Origin of the sequence: Clostridium sp. KNHs205 (genome assembly GCF_000702945.1) — a bacterium.
Taxonomy (GTDB): domain Bacteria; phylum Bacillota; class Clostridia; order Lachnospirales; family Lachnospiraceae; genus Anaerocolumna.
Map to the genome: position 1 here is coordinate 1,875,926 of NZ_JNLE01000003.1, position 15,255 is coordinate 1,891,180.

The following is a 15,255-nucleotide window of genomic DNA, read 5'->3' on the forward strand; positions in this document are numbered from 1 at the left end:
TTTTATGAAAAAAATTATCTTGTTAGCATTATTGTATAACATATTATTTGTAATATAGCTATTTGCTATGTTTAAATTATATCGGACATATATGATTATAGTATGGATGATTTATGAACATTTTGTGAATATTAGAACTGGGTTTTTTATGAGAAAATATCAGAATTTACCAAGGCTACATTTCGCTTGATTACAGATAATAATTGAAAGAAAATGAAAGCAGAGGGAGTATTTTTGGTGGCCAGCGTATTTCGTAAACTGATAAGCAGAGAGTTTGGGGAAAATATTTATTTCAAATACTTTTACGTTTGTCAGAAAAGCTTAAAGGATAAATTTTTTGACAGCAATGAGATCTATCAGGATATTTATAAACGTGTAGAAAGAAAGGACAAAGGAGATATCAGGAAAATGCAGTCCCGCTTAAATGAATCTCTGATAATAGCGGTCAGAATAATAAAGACTTACATGATATTTCTGGTTTATGTATTAGCAGCAATATTTTATCTTGTTACCTTAGGGCTTCATCCGCTGTTCACGATAGTGGGAATACTGTTGATTATCCTGGTGCTCCTGCAAAAAACCTATGAGTATCTGATAAATAAATACTGCTATATTGATGCGCAGATTGTTTTAATTTATAAGAATGTACTGGAGAAATTACTTCTTCCGGAGGACAAAAATGAAAGATGAACCTTTTTGAACCCTTTCAGGAATAAAACATAATATATTCAATTGCTTAAAGAAATGGAAGCGGTGAAAGTGAATTATAAGCAACAAATAAATAAGTTGAATTAAGTTTCCAGACCTAAAAGCTTTAAAACCGGGTATTACAGGTATCAATAAGCAGGTTAGAGGATACTTAATTCAACTTATATAATTTATAAGAACATTACAGATAATGAGGACAGGGTATTAAAGGTTCCATGCATCAACCAACTTGGAATAAGGGAACCTTCTGCCTGCTTTTCACATACATAACCCATACAAATTCCAATTGCACCGGTAAGTACAGAAATAATGACAGCTTTTAAAAGCCCTGCAGAGGAGTATAGCATTATGCCATGCATTGATCCAAATATAACCCCTTGCAGTGTATTACCAAATGCAAATCCAAATTTCTTAATCAGACGCTTGCCAAGAAAACCCCTGAAAAATAACTCTTCGTTAAAGGAAGTCTGAAAAAAAGCATATATCAGGGCAGGAATGATAGCGGATATTCCCATACCATAAAATTGTGAAGTTGCAAGGCTGGTATTATCATACACCAAAGGCATTATCACAAGGAAAGCACTTAAAAAAACTATTTCAATAATTATAATTATAGACCAGAATCTTTTTCTGTCTGAAGTATGCGGTTTTTTATATCCTATCCATTGAAAAAAGGTGTTTTCTTTTCTGGCTGTAATCAGCCACCAAATGAAGGGGATTACTGATAATAATATAAACTGTACAATTGAACTAATGGCGATGTTTGTAAATAACTGCATTAACAGCCTCCTGTGTATACATCTGAAGCATTTTAAGCTGATGCTTCTTTATTCCAGATTAAGTTTCTTTTTCAGAACATTAATGGTACCAACATAGCTGGCTGCAGTTAATATTAATATAAAGATCGTCATACCCAGGAAAAGGGCAAAGTCCGGCTCATCAATATACCCAGGACCGTTAATCAGAACGAATACCATCATCATAGCAAATAGTAAAAGCTCCATTACTACATAAATAGCGCCGTAAGAGACAAAAGCACCTATTATCCTGTGACTGGTAAACAGCTGTCCTAAGGCTATTGCGAAATACACCAGCACAATACTGGAGACTATAGAGAGAATTACAAGTACAGCAGCTATTATCAAAAGAAGAGGTTCGGCTAATCCTGATTCATGAACAAGTTCCTCTCTGACAAGGTTTATACCTGCTCTTACAGTATCATGATGGCCACTGGCATATGCAAGGGCCAGTAAGGATAATATAACGGCTATTATGCTGGCAATTGTATGGAAACAGGATATGATTAATTTGGATAATACCAGATCATTTGTTCTTACTGGGAGGGTGAACATCAGATAGCCCTCATCGGTAAGCAGATTTTTGTAAAAGCGTACATATAAAAGGATTGTAGTTCCTGCGGCAATCAATACGAGAGAGATACCATAGGTAAAGGTTGACAATCCTGTTATTAGGTTACTAAAATCCTTATCCCAGTGGGCCAGTAAGCTGGTTATCAACGTGGTACAAACCAGAATCATATAGAGGGGAAGCAAAATACGAATGGTTGCTTTCCATTCCTGTTTAATAAGTTTTCCTAACATTTGTACACCTCCCTGAAATAGGAATCAATTGATTTTCCGGTATCATTCCGCACTTCGTCAACCGGTGAATGGAATAATACACTTCCGTTCTGGATAAAAATAACATCATCCAATACTTTTTCCACCTCTGCTATCAAATGGGTTGAGATCAGTACAGTGGCATTCTCGTTGTAGTTGGTAATAATCGTATTTAGTATATAATCTCTTGCAGCGGGGTCAACACCGCCAATGGGTTCATCCAGACAGTAAAGGTCTGCCTTTCGGCTCATTACCAGTATTAGCTGTACCTTTTCTTTTGTACCTTTCGATAAAGTCTTTAATTTCAGTTCCGGGTTAATATTTAAACGCTTTAGCATTTCCAATGCTTTGTGAATATCAAAATCAGCATAAAAATCACGGAACAGGTCCAGCAGATTTTTGATACGCATCCAGTCTGCCAGATAATTTCTCTCAGGCAGATAAGAAACACATCTTTTGGTCTCTATTCCCGGTGCAAAGCCGTTGATAAGCAGATCCCCCGAATCTGGAACCAAAAGGCCGTTAATCAGCTTGATAAGTGTTGATTTACCGCTGCCATTTGGCCCTAAGAGACCGGTTATCCTACCTCTTTCGAGAGTAAGATTAATATCCTTTAGTACTCGTAAGCCGGAGTAACTCTTGTTAACTCCCTTACATTCTAAGATAGCATTCATTCTTTCTCCTCCTTATATTTACGCATCCGGACGATAATATCCTCCGGAAGGAAACCCAAAAACTCCATATCTCTTAAAAAGACTCTAATACGGTTATCTGCTTCGGACTCTTTCATAGCCTGAATCAGAGCGGTATCGTTCGTAATAAATTTACCATTGGTACGGTAAGTTGATATCAGCTCCATTCGTTCAAGCTCTGACAAAGCCTTTTGCATCGTATTAGGATTCACTCCGGCATCTGCCGCCAAATCTCTGACAGAAGGGAGTTTAGAACCCGGTTCTATTTGACCGGATATGATCCCTCTTTGTATCTGTTCGATTATTTGAAGGTAAACGGGTCTCTCAGAATCAATATTCCATTCCATTCTTTACTCCTCTCCTATTAATTGTATCATTGTATTAAGTGATTAATACAATGATACAATAGAGTGAAAGTTTTGTCAATACAGTTATGAAATATTTGGAGAGTAAAAATATAAGCATTAATTAAGCTGAATAAGCTATAAAAGCCATTAAGCCATAAAAGTGATTAACTCAAACTTCGCACATGGATTTTAGCTATGCACCTTGAAAATTCAATACCTGGCAGTAATTAAGTTGTCAATGTTCAGCTCGTTTTACGCTGCTAGTAAGCGTTCCTTTAGTACCGATGGAATCGCACTCATGAATGCATCCGTGAGTTCACAGATTTTTTCGTCTGATAGCTCACAATCATTTACAAGCAGTGCTCTGAACATTTGAAGCATCACTTGAAAGGCCTGAATCCATGTGATATCAGACAATTCGTCAGAAAAGTATAAGAATAACTCACCTAGAGAACGTTCATCCTTTGTTTCCCGATTCTCAACGGATAACATCATATATCTGGTGAAAACAACCGCTACATGGGCAGTCATTGCGTCATAAGAAAGTGAATGACATTCTTTGCTGAGTCTAAGATAACTTTTACAAATTTTAAAGAATACTTCGATATCCCATCGTTTTCCGTAAATGCGGATGATTTCATCCTCATCAATCGTTATGTCGGTGGAGATTATGCAGAGATATTCCTTACGATTGTTTTTATTCCGGACATAAATTACTTTAGCAGGTACGGTTTCTCCGTCTTTGATAACATCTACCATAACAGACAATAGGAATCGCGATTTACCACGACGCTTCTTATTCTGATTATAGATTTTCGGCAAGGATATATCTGTACCATTATAGCGGAAGAACATTTTTGGTGTCCTCTTAACCATCGCCACAACATCATAACCGATTTCCTTCACGGCATGTATTGTGCTAGGGGATGTAAACCAACTATCAAACAGGACATATTTTGCTGGAATGGATGCTATTTTGGCAGATTCCAACAGCTTCAACATGGCTTTCGTACCCTTGGTCATAGAAAGTTTACGACGTTTATATCCCGCTGTTCTTTTATCCAGTATTGCTGCTTCATTGATACGTTTTTTCTGTTTCTCGGAAGTCAGAAGAATGCTGTTAATTGGCAGAAATGTGCTTCCATCTGACCACCCGAGTGTCAGCATACGAAATCCGTAACGGTACGCATGTTTCGCATGGTCATATACTTTAGCAAGAAGTTCTACCTTCTTTGAACGGCTTCGCTCAAACATCGAGTCATCAATAATCAGGACATTTACCCTGTTCTCATCATTCAAAGGAAGAATGGCATCCCTGATGATTCTGGAACAAAGCACCGATGTGAAGCGAATCCAGTTGATATGAATCATCTTCATAAAACGATAGACAGTATCCTTGGCAAAGGTCGGAGTATTTCGTCCTGTCAACATGTTCATATACATGCTTCTATTTGAAAAAATCAAAAGAAATAGATACTGATAAATCTCGGTTACAGGAAATCCTTTCGTTTTATATGCGTTAGCAGCCTTGAGAGCCGATGAAAGATGAAATCTTGTAAAAAACTTTCTGATTGATGCAGAAATCTGGTTATCATTCTGGTTGTTTTGTGTTATACTTTTTGTCATAGCATGAACCTCCGATTGTTTGATTTTGTGTGGTAACTTAATTATAACAAAACCAGCGGTTTCATGCTATTTTTATGCCAGTTATTATTGAATTTTCAAGGTGCATAGGCACTTATTCAAGTGCGAAGTTTGAGTGATTAAGCTATAAAAGTGATTAAGCCATAAAAGTGATTAAGCTATAAAAGTGAATAAGCCATAAAAGTAATTAAGCCATAAAAACCATTAAGCCATAAAAGCCATAAAAGCTTACTACCTGTCCAAAAGTTCATAACCGATTAGATATCAAAAAGAAAATAATCAGCCTTTATTAACATGGATCAGAAATAAAATACGAGCCATTTAGTCAATAGTAATACTATATGTATAAAAGTTACTAATTTACAGGAGGACAAAAGAATTGCTAACAAGAGTAAATAAAAAAATACCGGAAACAGTACAACCGTTTCCGATATTAGATATAAATTAGATTTCTCCATAATTACATATTCTCTGTAAAAATCGTATTTTAGTTTACCATATAAGTCAAAGAATGGTTTTAAATATACTATCATCATATTAAAACTAATTACTTAGTCAGTAATGAATTAACTATAAAAACTTCAGTTAACTTATTGAGAATTCTGTACAGGTCTCTCTTCATAATCAGATACTGCCTCCATGCTGATATTCCTGCTTTTCAGATGAAATACTGTTTGGTCCTTCCATCTGAATTGAAAAGATCCTTCACATAGATGAGCTTCTTTGATGACACGACTCATCTTACCTTTCTTTGGTGCATTTAAGCTGTAGGAACTCATTGCTGGGTTATCCTTTATTTTAATCAGCATAAAATAATCACCTTGTCTTAGGATTATAAGTTCAGGTGTGGCTTTTAAAATACGGACACCCAGATAGGTGGCAAGGCGGTATTCCCGGTCTCGGTAGTGTATGGCACAGATACAGCCGGTAAACTCAGTCCCCCATAACGGGATATGTGCAATGGAAAGAAATACAGAGCAGCTGTCCGTATTGAAATTATTGCACTGGAGCCATAGATAGGAACTGGGGAAGGAATGTCCCCAATCTTTTTCAATATAGCCAATTCCCTTGTTAAGGTTATAGGTCTTATTGTTTAATTGAAGACTGCCGGATAAATGATGATTCATACTGATGATCTCGTGTTTACATTCCATGAAAGGAAAGTATCTGAAACAACCCATAATACTGTAAGCAATAGGTTTTGGATGGCGGTATAAAAGATTACCTTTTAACTTCAACTCCTCGTTATCGATATCCAGCATTATACCATCCTTTGTAAAGACATTCTTTCCTAAACGGATATAGCAGGCTTTTCTGTCCATATAACAATCATCTTGAGAATAATTGATACAGTAAGCATTCTTTCCTGCAATAACCTGCAGAAAGACACGTGTTTCACTGCCATACTCTCTGTTGATACCAGGAATGAATGCCAGTATTTCATCTCCTATCTGATGTTTAAAATACCAGCCTTCAAAGTATGGTTTCTGCTTCAGGAGATTCTTCATGAAATTCCCTCCTTGTAATGGAATTGTTAGAGGGTTCGTCAAATAACTGACCATCATAATTAAAACGGGAGCCGTGGCAGGGGCAGTCCCAGGTCTGCTCTTCTTCATTCCATTCCAGCTGGCATCCCAGATGGGGACACATGGGGTCCACGGCAAACAGCTGGTTATTCTTATCTTTATATACGCCGACCTTCTCGCCCTCCAGCTCTATAACCCGGCCGGTACCCTCTTCGATTGCAGAAAGACTGGAAGGGACAGGTTTTAATTTCTTTAAGACCAGTCCCACAGCACTGTGTCCGGTTTCGTTAAGAAGGCTGGTTATGGAAGCAGTCAGTTTAAACCGCTGAGGAGTAAAGACCTCTTCATAGGGATTTTCTTTTCCCGTAATCATATCGCTGATTAACTCTGCAGCCACCATTGCTGTGGTCATACCCCATTTATGAAAACCTGTTGCCACATACCAATTAGGTGTCTGATCCGAAAATTTACCGATATAAGGAATTCCGTCAAGAGTCTGACAATCCTGAGCTGACCAGAAGTATTTCTCCTCAGCCTCGGGAAAATGCTCCCTGGCAAAGCTCCTTAAGGCCTCATACTGACCGCCGGTTTTATTTTCACCGGTTCTGTGACCGCTGCCGCCAAGTATTAAGAAATCCTCATAACGACGGAAGGAGTACCCGCTTTTTTTATCCTCCTTATAGGTTCCGTCCAGTGGGTAGGGAGTCTTAAGGCCAAGGCAATAAGAACGTTCCTGATGCATTCTGGCAAAGTAGTATCCTGGGGTAATCAGGAAGGGATAATGTGAAGTCATTATAATATGTTTGGCTTTTATTTTTCCGTTAAGAGTAGTTACAGTATCCTTATCAATTCCTATGACTCTGGATTTTACATATATAGTAAGCGGTTTTTCTATAGTCTGGAGGAACTTAAGAGGATGAAACTGTGCCTGTTCCGGGAATTTCACAGCACCTTTTACCGGAAAGGGCAGAGTGGTTTTATCTGTATATTCTGCCGGGATGCCACAGGCAGCTGCAGCCTTTACCTCTTTCTCGAGGGAAGAAATATCTCCAGTGGAATATACATAAGCCGGGAGCCTGCTAAAGTTACAGGAGATGGAATTCTCTTTTATTAAATTATCATATTTCGTTATGGCTTCTTCATTTGCTTTGGCATAAAGAGAAGCTTTTTCCTCACCAAAATCTTTTATCAGCTGATCATACATAAGTCCATGAAAAGATGTGATTTTAGCGGTTGTATTTCTTGTCTGCCCCGAGGCGGTTTCATTTGCCTCTAGAATAATGCAGTCAACACCCTTTTGCTTTAAGAGAAAACCGGTGAGTAAGCCCGTTATGCCACCACCTATTATAACTGTATCGACACTGGCTTCTCCCTGCCATTGTTCTCTGGCTTCAAAAGAAACATCTTTTTCCCATATTGAAGTAAAGCGATTACTTGGCATATTTCTGTCCTTTCTGTGATAAACCATTATTAGGATAGGTTTTCCTTTTCTGTGAAGTTTTAAACATATGAGAATTTTCTTATAAGAATTACAGGCATTATATCTTTATTTCTGTTTTGTCCTGACGCAAAAAATCCCTGCAGAATGCTTCATCTGCAGGGAAGGAGAATAGGGTTAAATTTTGTAATTATATTTATTTCATATACAAACCGATTAATTCCATATCTGTGTTAAAGCTGATGGTAAAAGTTATGCTCTGCTCCTCATATTTGGCAACTACAACTGCTACGGCACTGTCTTCTTTTGTAGCTTTGATCTTCTGACCTAAAACCGCTATGTTTTTGTATTCTTTAAACTCACCGGCATTGCTATAGGTATTCTCAACAGCGTCCTTTAAGACATCAGCTGACAGCTGTTCTTGCAGGTCTTCCTGACACATTTGGCTGACCTTGTCATATTCGGCATTGTTCAAATATTCTATTACCTGTTTTGCTGATTTTTCTACGGTCTCTTTATCAAAAGCATCTGATAACTTACCGGAGGAACAGCCTCCGAGTAAAACAGTAGCAAAGAGCGATATAAATAATACAGATACTAATTTTTTCATTCTATTCCTCATTTCTGCGTGTAAACGCTTATTTTAATCTAAGTATCAACTGTGTTCCCTGGTAAAGGAATAATCAGGAATGTGAAAACCGATATTTAGACCTTTAACATACTCACATTCATAAGCAGCTTTCAGATAATCTGCCGTAAGTAGGCGCTATAAATACAGGGCAGTTCTGACCGTTTTCTATTTTTCATGGCTATAAGTAATTACCAGTAGTTTTTATCCATTCTTTGTTCTGTGACTAAAAAGGCGAAGCCCGAAGAGCAACACGAGAAAGGATACAACCATAATATAAACTTCAAGGCCTGCAACACTTATGGAAAAGGCTGCCGGCAGAATTACCAGCATACTGTCTAAGAGACCATGGAGCAGAATTGCCAGTAGAGTATATCTTCCGGATTTTTGTACCCTTATGCCATGCAGCACTACTAAAGTGGCACCGGTATGAAAGGCTATTGCAAAAATTCTTTCAATACCGCCCAGCAATAAGGAAAAATAACTGCTTTCAGAAAGGTTAAGGTATCCTAAAGGATAGAGAAACATGGCTGCTAAATTGTTGATACCCACCAGTAAGATTGCTTCAATTCCTCCATGTCCAAGTCCAAAGGATAAACCGTCCCAAAGTCGGGTGCCGCCTTTCAGGAATTTCTTAAGGAAAAGAAGTCTTGCAGTTTCTTCAAATACTCCGGCTGTCAGTCCAAGGAAGATACCATATGCGTAAGGCTGTGTCTGAAGCATAAGAAACCATTGGAAATTTGGCAGTACATATTGAAGCAAAGGGATACGTAGTAACATCTGGCTGATTACAAAAGCAGTCATACCAAGGAGAAAAGGTTTCAACATACGATCAGCTTTCTTACGCAGCAGCAGGAATCCCGCAAGGGGGATACCAAAACACAGTAAAACATCAAAGCCCAAGCATAATTCTTGTAATAAAATATTGCTCTCCCCACTCATACTGAACATCTCCTTTATAATTTGCTATTACCCGTTCCACGTTCTTAAGTCCCAAACCCTCATGAGAGAGTTTCGTTGACAGAAAACCCCTACTAGTCTTAACAGGTTCCTTTAACATGGAATTTTTCAGGTTAATGGATATAAAATCATGTATCATGACAACACGAAGAATAATTCGTTTATCCTGGCTGTCTGATGCAGCTTCAATGGCATTGTCCAGTATATTGGCAAATAACGTGGTAATATCCACCTCCCGGATAAAGCTTAAATCCACCTCTGAGATCTTGATATCAGCCTCAATGTCATGAGCCTGCATAATCTGCACCTTGTCGTTAAGTATAATATTTAGGATTTTACAGCTGGTGTAATATTTCTGTCCCAGCTGATTGAGTATGTCATGAACATCTTTGGTGTATTGGCAGCCTATGAAATTCTGCTGTTCCTCGTACAGATGCTCCATAGCCAGAATATGATTTCTGATATCATGGACAAGCTTTCTGGTATTGTCATATTTCTGTTCCAGACTTTCATAATAACGGGAATGTATTACCTGCTGCTGTACATAAAGATTTAATTCATTTTCCAAATGCGTATTCTGGGTAATGATGTCAAATACACTGGTAAAGTATATATTAAGTCCAATCAGAAGAGCTATATTGATCTCAAAAAGAAGGATGGAGCCTTCTGATGGATAGACCTGCATGAAATACATCATACTGAACAAATTAATGATACTAAAAACGGGAAGAAGGAAGGAGTTGAGCATCTGCCTTCTGGTAATCTGTTCTTTCTGCCTTCTGCGTATAACATTCACCAGTATTTTTAACACAATAAATTCCACAAAACGTATGGTAATGATAAGTACCATATAATAGGCTGTTTCATTGATAAAATAAATAATTCCCGCCTGAAACATTAGCTGCAGGAGTAAAATGGAAAGAATGTCTGTCAGATAAAAGGCAACAACAAGGCCTGTATAATACACGATATATAATCGCAGGTTATTGTAAAGATAGTGGCCTATTACTGGAATAAACAGCAATGCAATAAGGTTGACCAGTCCGTTACCTGTAAATGAAAGCAGGAGAGTTATTAACATATATACAGTCAGTATAAGGTTTTTCTTAGATGCAGTGACGGTTATATTAGTACCGATGCTTTTCATACCATTGAAGATAGAGGTAAGTATGAAAACACTTCCAAGCAGGGGGAGGACAAAATATAGCAATGTTTCGATCATAAGCGTAATCCCATTCCTTCCGACAGATAATGATTGAGTGCCTTGCGAAATTCCATGGACTTTTTCTGTGAAAGAGGAATCGTAAGCCCGTTTGACAGATAGATATCATATCCTTTGATGCTCTTAACCGAATAAAGATTAACCACAAAACTCTTATGGGGCATAAAAAACCCTTTATCCTGTAATTCCAGCGCAAGTTCCGTAATCTTACGATTCAGTATATGTGTTCCCTTGGCTGACCTTAAGTACACCTTTCGGTTCAGATATTCGAAAAATAATATATCCTTCGGGTTAATACGTATAATTCCGTCAATGGTATGAAATTCCAGCAGCGTATCTGCAGGCAGCAGCATGTATTCAAAGGCTTCATCCAGCTGCCTGTATAACTCCTCACGTTTCAGGGGTTTCAGAAGATAGGCAAAAGCATGTACTGCAAAGGCAAATACTGTATAATCACTGTAATTGGTTACATAGATTAATTTGACCTTTTTGTTCCTTTGCCGTATCAGCTGTGCAGTTTCTATACCGTTTAACTTCAGCATATCGATATCTAACAGAATAATTTCATATTCCAGGGTACTATTAAGAAGGGACTCTCCGCTGGTAAAGACCTCAATCTGCAGTTCTCTCCCCGGATACTCCTTTAATAACCTTTTCGTATGCTGCAGTACAGTTATTTCATCATCACAGATTGCTATACTAATCATGTACTTCTTAAATATCCTTTCTTTACAGGCGCCATAATCACATTATAGGTACCTGCCATAAAATTGCAATACATCTGGTCTAAGGTATGGCGTTTTCAGTCTAAGGTAAGCTTAAATCATGGTTTCACTTATTTTACCATTTGAGACCATAAAATACAAATCACAGGAAATTGACATTGTTAAAGGAATCTTGTATAGTTTAGAATATCACTTGAAAGTCAGGTACACACTATGGATATTAACTTAATAACCTTTTTGATTGTCTGTCCGCTGGTATTCCTGGCAGGAGTTATTGATTCCATTGCCGGAGGAGGAGGTCTTATCTCATTACCAGCTTATCTAATCGCAGGAATTCCACCCCATTATGCACTGGGAACCAATAAACTATCCTCCTGTATCGGAACTTTTGCTTCAACAGCAAGATACATAAAGAATAAATCCGTCAATTACCGAATAGGAGCAGTATCAGTAATTCTTGCACTGGCAGGTTCTTTTCTTGGTGCTAACCTTGCGCTTATGGTAAGCGAGAGTGTTATTAAGAACCTGCTGCTGTTTGTACTTCCTTTTACGGCTTTTTTTGTGCTTAAGAATAAGAAAACTGACGATAACAGAGCACCCTTATCCGATAAGCTGACCTTTCTGATAGCCTGTATGGCTTCCTTTGTGATAGCTGTTTATGATGGCTTCTACGGACCCGGAACAGGAACCTTCCTCATATTGTGCTATACGGTTTTTGCCAGAATGGATATTAAGACGGCCTCCGGTAATACGAAGATCGTGAATCTTTCTTCTAATATTGCGGCAGTTATAACTTTTCTGCTACATGGCAAGGTGATATTCCTCTTAGGCCTTACGGCTGCAATCTTTAGCATAGCAGGCCATTATATCGGTTCAGGACTTGTACTGAAGAAGGGTTATAAAATTGTAAAGCCAGTTATGCTGCTGGTTCTGGCACTGCTGTTCCTGACTATATTAACTGAAAGATAATAGATCCTTTACAAGGGCTCTTGCAAAAGCAAGAGTCTTTTTTGATAATTTCTATTAATAGATTTTTGTGACTTGTAAATTGCAGTAAATAGTATAAAATATATTTAAAGTTAGAAGTGACAAACATTTATGCGTTAAGACGCACACAGACAGGAGTCAAAATGAAATATAATCCGATTAACTTACTATTTATTATCCTTGGCTTTTTGGCTATGGGGCTTGGATTTATCGGCATCCTTCTTCCGGTACTTCCGACTACACCGTTTCTATTGCTGGCATCCTTTTGCTTTGCCAAGGGTTCTAAAAGATTTCACCAGTGGTTCTGTTCTACGAAGCTTTATAAAAAGCACCTGGATAGTTTTCTAAAGAACAGGGCAATGACCCTGAAAACCAAATTTTCCATACTGATACCGGCATCTTTCATGCTGATTTTAGCTTTCTATTTTATACCTGTTATATATGGGCGTATAGTTATTGCTATGGTTTTCGTATTTAAGTATATCTATTTTTTTACCCGTATAAGAACCATACCAGCCCAGGAAAACATAAACAGGGCAGCAGGGCTTGAGCAGGATACAGAGCTTTGATTATTAAAAATGAAAGAGGACTATTCGATATTATGATAAACAAAAGACTGATCAATACAGTTGAGGATTGAGGTAGTTTTTTCGATGTAAGACAAGCTGCCGATTTCGTTAAAATAATCGTACAGTAATTGTACGCTTTCTGTAAACAAAATTGGCAGCTTGTTAATTGTCTGCATATTTTTATAACCATGGAAAGAATCAGCTAGCTTATTAAGCCCGGAAGCCACGGCCAACGATTTCACTGGTATTGGTTATCAAGATAAAGGCATCGGGTTCAGTTTCTTTGATGAAGCGCCTCAGCTGTACTGCCTGGCTGCGGTTCATAACGGCAAAGATTATCTTTTTCTCCTGATTACTGAAGGCTCCTTTGGCATCGCTGATGGTAGCGCTGCGGTGAAGCGTATTTAGAATAAATTCCGAAATAGGTTTAGGATCTTTGCATATAATCGTCAGGTATTTATGAAGATTCAGGTTCTCAATAATGGTATCTACCATAGTTGATTTCACTAATAGACCCAGCAGGGATAATAAGCCTGTTGTGATGTCAAAGATCAGGAAGGAAGCCAGTGTCAGGAACAGATCCGTAATAAAAAGTGATCTTCCGATATCAATATTTGAGTATTTTTTAAGTATCATGGCAACAACGTCCGTACCGCCGGTAGAAGCTCCAATATTAAAGAGAATAGCGGCACCAACTGCCGGTAACAGAACGGCAAATGCCAGTTCTAACATGGGTTCACTGGTTAAGGGACCCTTTAAGGGGAAGAGATATTCTAATAAACTCAAAGAAGCAGACATCAAGATGCTTCCGTAAGCAGTTTTATTGCCAAAGCTCCTGCCTATTACCAAATATCCTACAACCAGCAGAATCATATTAATTACAAATACAACGGTACTGGTGCTGATCTTTGGCCCTAAGAGGCTGCTTAATAAAATGGCTAAACCTGTAACACCGCCAATGGAAAAATTATTGGGAAATTTAAAGAAATAAACACCCAAAACCACCAATTCCACACCTGCCGATATCAGCAGATATTCTTTTAAATTGTCAACGAGTTTCTTTTTTAGTTCCACAAGGTCCTCCTTAGATAATACCCAGAAGTATATCCTGAAACGGTACCATATCACCTAGCCTATCGTTTTGGGATAAATACTGCGGTATTTATCATTTGTATTTAATAAGGCTTTCATTCACAGGTGATTAAATTGGTTTAAGCCCTAAAATAGTATGATAGTAAGCTCTTAAAAAGTCAAGAGAGAATAAAAAATTATGAAAATAATAAAGAAAAAATTAAGATATATTTTCATCTGTACTGCGATATATGGATTTGGTCAGGGAACTGTAAAAAAACCGAAAACACAAAAAACGGTGCTTTCGGTTGATGAAGAAAGAAATCAATGTCTGGATTCAAAATGTTTACCATAACCTGAATTCTTTATTAATAAGATGTGATAATTTCTTAAAAAATTGGTAGTATTCTTCTTTACAAGACTCTTATCTCAATCTGTTTCAGACATAGAAATGCTCCTCGCATGGCAGAACCTTTGATAATTATCTTTGTCCGCCATAGGAGAAGCAAGCATATCAAACTTTGTAACTGCTTCACTTTAATTAGTCATTTGATTTACTGTTTTATATTTGTAAATTCTTTCTGCATGATTTTGTTCCTCTGTCTCAATATCGTTTAGGAGTTTTCTTACATCAGAATCTCCAAACTGGAAAAGATCAAAATTATAAGCAGATGCAACATATTTTTCAGTAGTGATAGCATCTGTACATAAAAAGGCATCACTGTCTTTATCAGCCTGATTAAAGCCTCCGACATAAGTTGCTGTCGGGTTATAGTCTTTGCCTGCTGAGTCCTTAGAATTTACAGATGGCACAGTTCCGTTAAGAAGTCGATCTAAGGAATCGTAATGTTTTTGTTCTTCTTTTTTTATAGAGTTAAATAAATTTTTTAACTCAGTATCTTTTGCAGCATTCTCGTTTTTGGTGTACTTATCGATACACAATTTCTCCTGATCCTGTAAATCTTTAATAATAAAGCGCTCTTTCTCTGAAATATTTAACATAAAATCTCTTTTATCATAAGTGAAATTCATTTCAATTGAAGTCACTTATAATATGCCTCCTTTTATTCTTTAATTTAAGAATATTGTTTGGTAAAGCTGTGAAATTTATGCAGAAAA

General features: G+C 37.5%; 17 protein-coding genes. 4 read left to right on the forward strand and 13 right to left on the reverse strand.

The genetic code is table 11. The features are described 5' to 3' along the window. The first annotated feature begins 237 nt into the window (after positions 1–237). Complete coding sequence (locus BR73_RS0107940; protein WP_156034644.1) at positions 238–690, forward strand: hypothetical protein; 453 nt, start codon at positions 238–240, stop codon at positions 688–690. Positions 691–878: 188 nt separating this feature from the next. Here BR73_RS0107940 and BR73_RS0107945 read toward each other — a convergent pair whose 3' ends face one another. The 11 genes from BR73_RS0107945 to BR73_RS0107995 form a co-directional block, all read right to left on the reverse strand. Beyond that, on the reverse strand, positions 879–1,487 hold the full coding sequence (locus BR73_RS0107945; RefSeq protein WP_033165104.1) for a CPBP family intramembrane glutamic endopeptidase: 609 nt from the start codon (positions 1,485–1,487) through the stop codon (positions 879–881). 48 nt (positions 1,488–1,535) lie between these two features. Then, positions 1,536–2,309, reverse strand: coding sequence for a hypothetical protein (locus BR73_RS0107950; RefSeq protein WP_033165105.1), 774 nt, complete (start codon positions 2,307–2,309; stop codon positions 1,536–1,538). Beyond that, positions 2,303–3,001, reverse strand: coding sequence for an ABC transporter ATP-binding protein (locus BR73_RS0107955; protein ID WP_033165106.1), 699 nt, complete (start codon positions 2,999–3,001; stop codon positions 2,303–2,305). The genes BR73_RS0107950 and BR73_RS0107955 overlap by 7 nt, the downstream gene beginning before the upstream one ends. Beyond that, complete coding sequence (locus tag BR73_RS0107960) at positions 2,998–3,366, reverse strand: GntR family transcriptional regulator (protein ID WP_033165107.1); 369 nt, start codon at positions 3,364–3,366, stop codon at positions 2,998–3,000. Before BR73_RS0107960 ends, BR73_RS0107955 begins: the two co-directional genes overlap by 4 nt. A gap of 252 nt (positions 3,367–3,618) precedes the next feature. After that, positions 3,619–4,992, reverse strand: a complete 1,374-nt coding sequence (locus tag BR73_RS0107965) for a transposase (protein WP_033165108.1) — start codon at positions 4,990–4,992, stop codon at positions 3,619–3,621. 608 nt (positions 4,993–5,600) lie between these two features. After that, positions 5,601–6,518 (reverse strand): tocopherol cyclase family protein, encoded by a 918-nt coding sequence (locus tag BR73_RS0107970; protein WP_051685047.1) that lies wholly within the window; start codon positions 6,516–6,518, stop codon positions 5,601–5,603. Further along, positions 6,484–7,977, reverse strand: coding sequence for an FAD-dependent oxidoreductase (locus BR73_RS0107975; RefSeq protein ID WP_051685375.1), 1,494 nt, complete (start codon positions 7,975–7,977; stop codon positions 6,484–6,486). Before BR73_RS0107975 ends, BR73_RS0107970 begins: the two co-directional genes overlap by 35 nt. 193 nt (positions 7,978–8,170) lie before the next feature. Then, complete coding sequence (locus BR73_RS0107980) at positions 8,171–8,584, reverse strand: DUF3887 domain-containing protein (RefSeq protein ID WP_033165109.1); 414 nt, start codon at positions 8,582–8,584, stop codon at positions 8,171–8,173. Positions 8,585–8,806: 222 nt separating this feature from the next. Continuing rightward, positions 8,807–9,544, reverse strand: coding sequence for a YhfC family glutamic-type intramembrane protease (locus BR73_RS0107985; protein ID WP_051685048.1), 738 nt, complete (start codon positions 9,542–9,544; stop codon positions 8,807–8,809). Further along, entirely contained in the window at positions 9,495–10,784 is a 1,290-nt protein-coding gene (locus tag BR73_RS0107990) for a GHKL domain-containing protein (protein ID WP_033165110.1), read from the reverse strand. Before BR73_RS0107990 ends, BR73_RS0107985 begins: the two co-directional genes overlap by 50 nt. Next, positions 10,781–11,491, reverse strand: coding sequence for a LytTR family DNA-binding domain-containing protein (locus BR73_RS0107995; RefSeq protein ID WP_033165111.1), 711 nt, complete (start codon positions 11,489–11,491; stop codon positions 10,781–10,783). The genes BR73_RS0107990 and BR73_RS0107995 overlap by 4 nt, the downstream gene beginning before the upstream one ends. A gap of 231 nt (positions 11,492–11,722) precedes the next feature. On the opposite strand from BR73_RS0107995, the gene BR73_RS0108000 reads away from it, so the two are divergent. Together BR73_RS0108000 and BR73_RS0108005 are read left to right on the forward strand one after the other, a co-directional pair. Next, complete coding sequence (locus tag BR73_RS0108000) at positions 11,723–12,478, forward strand: TSUP family transporter (RefSeq protein ID WP_033165112.1); 756 nt, start codon at positions 11,723–11,725, stop codon at positions 12,476–12,478. A gap of 161 nt (positions 12,479–12,639) precedes the next feature. Continuing rightward, complete coding sequence (locus BR73_RS0108005) at positions 12,640–13,065, forward strand: YbaN family protein (protein ID WP_197032633.1); 426 nt, start codon at positions 12,640–12,642, stop codon at positions 13,063–13,065. 210 nt (positions 13,066–13,275) lie between these two features. On the opposite strand, the gene BR73_RS0108010 is transcribed toward BR73_RS0108005, so the two are convergent. Then, the gene (locus BR73_RS0108010; RefSeq protein WP_033165113.1) at positions 13,276–14,139 is read right to left on the reverse strand and encodes a YitT family protein; all 864 of its coding nucleotides are present in this window, start codon (positions 14,137–14,139) and stop codon (positions 13,276–13,278) included. A gap of 196 nt (positions 14,140–14,335) precedes the next feature. Here BR73_RS0108010 and BR73_RS28685 point away from each other — a divergent pair, with 196 nt between their 5' ends. Then, complete coding sequence (locus tag BR73_RS28685) at positions 14,336–14,491, forward strand: hypothetical protein (protein ID WP_156034646.1); 156 nt, start codon at positions 14,336–14,338, stop codon at positions 14,489–14,491. Positions 14,492–14,673: 182 nt separating this feature from the next. Here BR73_RS28685 and BR73_RS0108015 read toward each other — a convergent pair whose 3' ends face one another. Beyond that, positions 14,674–15,183 (reverse strand): ferritin-like domain-containing protein, encoded by a 510-nt coding sequence (locus tag BR73_RS0108015; RefSeq protein WP_347463289.1) that lies wholly within the window; start codon positions 15,181–15,183, stop codon positions 14,674–14,676. Positions 15,184–15,255 lie beyond the last annotated feature (72 nt).

Excerpts from the sequence above, each read along its gene's own strand:
- BR73_RS0107970 (WP_051685047.1), bottom strand. The coding sequence starts at position 6,518 with ATGAAGAATCTCCTGAAGCAGAAACCATACTTTGAAGGCTGGTATTTT.
- BR73_RS0107985 (WP_051685048.1), bottom strand. The coding sequence starts at position 9,544 with ATGAGTGGGGAGAGCAATATTTTATTACAAGAATTATGCTTGGGCTTT.
- BR73_RS0107990 (WP_033165110.1), bottom strand. The coding sequence starts at position 10,784 with ATGATCGAAACATTGCTATATTTTGTCCTCCCCCTGCTTGGAAGTGTT.
- BR73_RS0108005 (WP_197032633.1), top strand. The coding sequence starts at position 12,640 with ATGAAATATAATCCGATTAACTTACTATTTATTATCCTTGGCTTTTTG.
- BR73_RS0107945 (WP_033165104.1), bottom strand. The coding sequence starts at position 1,487 with ATGCAGTTATTTACAAACATCGCCATTAGTTCAATTGTACAGTTTATA.
- BR73_RS0107960 (WP_033165107.1), bottom strand. The coding sequence starts at position 3,366 with ATGGAATGGAATATTGATTCTGAGAGACCCGTTTACCTTCAAATAATC.
- BR73_RS0107980 (WP_033165109.1), bottom strand. The coding sequence starts at position 8,584 with ATGAAAAAATTAGTATCTGTATTATTTATATCGCTCTTTGCTACTGTT.
- BR73_RS0107995 (WP_033165111.1), bottom strand. The coding sequence starts at position 11,491 with ATGATTAGTATAGCAATCTGTGATGATGAAATAACTGTACTGCAGCAT.
- BR73_RS28685 (WP_156034646.1), top strand. The coding sequence starts at position 14,336 with ATGAAAATAATAAAGAAAAAATTAAGATATATTTTCATCTGTACTGCG.
- BR73_RS0107965 (WP_033165108.1), bottom strand. The coding sequence starts at position 4,992 with ATGACAAAAAGTATAACACAAAACAACCAGAATGATAACCAGATTTCT.
- BR73_RS0107955 (WP_033165106.1), bottom strand. The coding sequence starts at position 3,001 with ATGAATGCTATCTTAGAATGTAAGGGAGTTAACAAGAGTTACTCCGGC.
- BR73_RS0107975 (WP_051685375.1), bottom strand. The coding sequence starts at position 7,977 with ATGCCAAGTAATCGCTTTACTTCAATATGGGAAAAAGATGTTTCTTTT.
- BR73_RS0108000 (WP_033165112.1), top strand. The coding sequence starts at position 11,723 with ATGGATATTAACTTAATAACCTTTTTGATTGTCTGTCCGCTGGTATTC.
- BR73_RS0107950 (WP_033165105.1), bottom strand. The coding sequence starts at position 2,309 with ATGTTAGGAAAACTTATTAAACAGGAATGGAAAGCAACCATTCGTATT.